The 4,010-nt window shown below is 45.9% G+C and carries 4 protein-coding genes; 3 read left to right on the top strand and 1 reads right to left on the bottom strand.

The genetic code is table 11. From position 1 onward, the window contains the following. Positions 1 to 486: 486 nt before the first annotated feature. A complete protein-coding gene (locus QUA56_RS36250) occupies positions 487 to 939 on the bottom strand; it encodes a retroviral-like aspartic protease family protein (RefSeq protein ID WP_333368786.1) in 453 nt (150 codons plus the stop codon). Positions 940 to 1,227: 288 nt separating this feature from the next. Here QUA56_RS36250 and galT point away from each other — a divergent pair, with 288 nt between their 5' ends. The 3 genes from galT (at position 1,228) to QUA56_RS36235 (ending at position 3,957) form a co-directional block, all read left to right on the top strand. Continuing rightward, positions 1,228 to 2,313 (top strand): galactose-1-phosphate uridylyltransferase, encoded by a 1,086-nt coding sequence (galT, locus tag QUA56_RS36245; protein WP_333368784.1) that lies wholly within the window; start codon positions 1,228 to 1,230, stop codon positions 2,311 to 2,313. A gap of 209 nt (positions 2,314 to 2,522) precedes the next feature. Further along, a complete protein-coding gene (locus QUA56_RS36240; protein ID WP_333368781.1) occupies positions 2,523 to 3,644 on the top strand; it encodes a M24 family metallopeptidase in 1,122 nt (373 codons plus the stop codon). Positions 3,645 to 3,684: 40 nt separating this feature from the next. After that, entirely contained in the window at positions 3,685 to 3,957 is a 273-nt protein-coding gene (locus QUA56_RS36235) for a hypothetical protein (protein ID WP_333368778.1), read from the top strand. The last annotated feature ends 53 nt before the right edge of the window (positions 3,958 to 4,010 follow it).

The raw sequence follows: 4,010 nt of genomic DNA, 5'->3' as shown, positions 1-4,010 counted from the left end.
TTTTCTATATATTTGTTCAGATATTTTCACTGATTTAGCTATTGATTTAGCATAGTAAGTAAGGAAGAACCATAAAAAAAGCAAATGTAGTTGTTGATAAAAATCAAATCATAGTTGATATAAACCTGCGAATAGTCGCCTCCTCACCTTCAGAAATCCCCATCATAGAAAAGTTTGATATTAATGGCAATGGTGCAAACTAACGAAAAGGCGATCGCACGCATCATACCAAATCACACTTAAATACCTCCTTTATTCTTCAGTCCGCGCAGGCGGACTTTGTTTGTGTAGACGCGGTTTCAACCGCCGAGTATCTTTTTAACTTTAGATAGGCGCGAATTCTCCAAGCACGAAGTTATACTCCTGACATCTATTAAAAGCGATCGCCCTTAAGTAAAAAAGGCGACCGTCATTTATGACGGCTAAAAACAGTTTGAATCAGAGATTTTGCCTAACCTTTCCTTGTTGTTGTGCGGCCTATAAATGTTAGACTCTCAATACAGGACTTTCGGGATTTTCAGGATTGGGAATGAGACGCTGATTCCTGCAATCTACCAACAAATCCAAAGTTTCTAACACAGTTTGACCGATTAGCACCGTATCGCCTAAAACCATCACAGCCTCGATCGTCTCGCGCCCTTCCAATTCAATGATAACAGGTTCAGTGATTCCCACTGTTTCTTGTCGGCCGTCAGCATATTTTGCTATTTGCTGACTCCGAATTCTCAAGCCGAGGTGTTGTACTACATCCGCAGGTAAAGCAGTTCTGACTGCGCCAGTATCTATTAGTGCTTCTGCTTCGTATACGCGCAACAGATTTGGATTGAGCAATCCTCGACTCACTAAGGCTTCATCAATTGCATTCGTTAGCTTGACCTTGACTCGAACTGCACCCATATTTTTACTGACTTGAGTGTTATCGCGATCGAGATTTATCATATCGCCTCTTTTGTCTGTAAAGTCTACCTTTAATTCTACCTTGAATTCGTGCAGCCACAGGTTTTAACTTGCAGGTTGCAACCACACAAAAATATCTCTAATCCTAAATCACACTTAAATACCTCCTTTATTCTTCAGTCCGCGCAGGCGGACTTTGTTTGTGTAGACGCAGTTTCAACCGCCGAGTATCTTTTTAACATAATTTGCGACTTTAGATAGGGGCGAATTCTCCAAGCACGAAGTTATACTCCTGACATCTATTAAAAGCGATCGCCCGCCCCAACCAAAATGTACGTCCAAACATTGCTAAAACCAGACGGCCGCCCACTCACACTCTACAGCCGCTACCCAATCCCAGAAGGAATCGCGGCCGTAAGTCCCAGCAATGAACCCGTACAGGCGAACCCGCACTTTCGCTGGCATCCTTTGCGCGGGGAATGGGTAGCATACGCCAGCCACCGCCAGGGAAGAACTTTCATGCCGCCGCCGGAATACAACCCGCTGGCTGCTACAATTAATCCCAAATTTCCGACAGAATTGCCGCCGGGAGATTACGATGTCGCAGTTTTTGACAACCGCTTTCCCTCGATGACTTTGCAGGCCAAAAACGCACCTGCAAGTATTGTGGAAACTTTGCCCGCTAACGGCATTTGCGAAGTCGTTGTTTTCACTCAAGATCCGGAGGCTTCCCTCGGCGCTTTAGAGTTAAATCACTTAGAATTGTTGTTAGAAGTATGGGCCGATCGCACTTCAGTAATCGGCAGCAATCCCGAAATTCAATACGTCTTGCCTTTTGAAAATCGCGGCGTAGAAGTCGGAGTAACTTTGCACCATCCCCACGGTCAAATTTACGCTTATCCCTTCGTGCCTCCGGTGCCTGCGCGGATGTTAGAATGTCAGTCGGTTTACTATCAAAAAAACAGTAGCGGTTTGCTGCAAGATTTGATTCAAAAAGAGATTGCTGACAAACAGCGAATTATTTATTTAGACGAAGAGGCGATCGCCTTTGTCCCCGCTTGCGCCCGCTACCCTTACGAAGTGTGGATTGCGCCGATCGCCCCCGCTGCTACATTTATCGATATTACCGAAAAACAGCGTCAATCACTCGCTAAAGCCTTAAAAACCGTCACCCTCAAATACGACGGTTTGTGGCACCGCCCGTTTCCCTATTTGATGGCTTGGTTTCAAGGGCCCACAGACGGGAAAGCGCATCCAGAAGCGCATTTGCACGCCCAATTTTATCCGCCCTATCGATCGAGCGATCGGCTAAAATATCTAGCAGGAACCGAACTAGCCGCCGGAATGTTTGCCAACGACGCTTTACCCGAAGAAAAAGCTAAAGAATTGCAAGCAGTACCCGTAAATCTATTTTAATAAAATTGGTTCGTAAGTACGTAGGTTGGGTTGAACGAAGTGAAACCCAACACAAAGTTATAGTTATTATAGTTAAAATTGGGTTTCACGCCGCCCAATACAAAGTTATATTTGGAGTTGGGTTTCACGGAGTACAACACAGAGTTATACTTGGAGTTGGGTTTCACTTCGTTCAACCCAACCTACCGCTCTTTTTCCTTCTTTCATATATGATAAACTCATTAAATCAAGAAGTCGATCTAAAACTCGAATTCATCCGCAAAGCCTTAACCGAAACAAAAGCTGTTGCCCTTCGCTTGCGCGGTACAGACTGGTTTGCCTGGGCCACAGCCGGCGGTTCCCATACAGTATTGCTAACCGCAGAAACCGGAGTTGCAGAAATATTAATTACCGCCGAAAACGCTTGGGTTCTCACCGATGAAATCGAAGCCCAGCGCTTGCAAGATGAAGAATTGCCAGCCAACTTTCAACTGCACATCTATCCTTGGGCAGATGTTTCACAGCGCGAAGCTTTTGTCAAAGAAATTACTGGTGGCGGTAACGTGATGAGCGATCGACCAAATTCCCAAGAAATGCCAATAATCGCATCTTTACAATCCCGCAAACAGACAATGATGTCAAGCGAATTAGAGCGATACCGGCGAGTTGGACGTTTAGCCAGCGAAGCGATGACAGAGGTACTTTCCGCAGCAAAACCAACATGGACAGAATATCAGCTAGCGGGAGCCGGTGCAGAGGCATTGTGGGCCAGAGGTTTGCATCCAGCCCTGACATTAGTTGCTGGAGAAAGGCGTTTGCCGCTGTACCGCCACGCCACCGCAACCGCCGAAGAAATTGGGCGGCAAGCAATGTTAGTCTTTTGCGCGAGGGGATGGGGTTTGTATGCAAATTTAACCAGATTTGTCAGTTTCGACTTTCTTGGGGAAAAGCATTCAGAGTTGCACCGACAAGTCAGAGAAATTGAAGCCGCCGCCTTGAATTCGTGCCGGCCGGGAGTATCGCTGAATGCAGTTTATGATACGCTGAAAACTGCCTACGAAGAACACGGATATCCTCAAGCAATTCGGGAACACCATCAAGGCGGAACTACCGGATATTTGGCGCGGGAAATTGTGGCAAATCCGGCTACTTCAGATATTTTAGCAGAAAATATGGTTGTGGCTTGGAATCCGAGTTTGTCGGGAGCAAAAATTGAGGATACGTTTGTAATTCACAGCGATGGAACGTTGGAAAATTTGACATTCGATCCGAATTGGCCGAGTGTAGAAGTAGCGGGAAGATTGCGGCCAGTACCGCTGGAAATATGGGACGATCGACCATTGTCCATTTAACTTATCGCTCTATTTTCATCTCAGGTGCGATCGAGCCATCATGACCTGGAAAACGATACTTTCATTTATTGTCAGTGCAACAGTCCTGACTCTACCGATCGGTTGGCTAACGATCGCAAATCTCCTGCCGATTCAAGCCGCGGACTACAGCGAGGCGGAGCGGAGTTTTGTGCATTTGGCTCCAGGTAGCGATCGCGATCGGCTTGCAGTAACCGAATTAATCCGATATAGCGGTTCTCAAATAAGTGAGGTACGTAGTTGGGCTTTAGCCCTCTTACTTGTGCTTATGTACCCACATTCCGCAGGTCTTTAAATAGAATTGATGGTTATAAATTTTAAAAATTCAACCCTGAAGTGATTACTGGG

This window comes from Microcoleus sp. N3A4 (assembly GCF_036701805.1).
Classification (GTDB): Bacteria; Cyanobacteriota; Cyanobacteriia; order Cyanobacteriales; family Microcoleaceae; genus Microcoleus.
The sequence above is the reverse complement of the archived record's forward strand: the minus strand, read 5'-3'. Positions and strand labels throughout refer to the sequence as shown.

Coding starts and splice junctions, on each gene's coding strand:
- QUA56_RS36250 (WP_333368786.1), bottom strand. CDS start 939: ATGATAAATCTCGATCGCGATAACACTCAAGTCAGTAAAAATATGGGT.
- galT (WP_333368784.1), top strand. CDS start 1,228: ATGTACGTCCAAACATTGCTAAAACCAGACGGCCGCCCACTCACACTC.
- QUA56_RS36240 (WP_333368781.1), top strand. CDS start 2,523: ATGATAAACTCATTAAATCAAGAAGTCGATCTAAAACTCGAATTCATC.
- QUA56_RS36235 (WP_333368778.1), top strand. CDS start 3,685: ATGACCTGGAAAACGATACTTTCATTTATTGTCAGTGCAACAGTCCTG.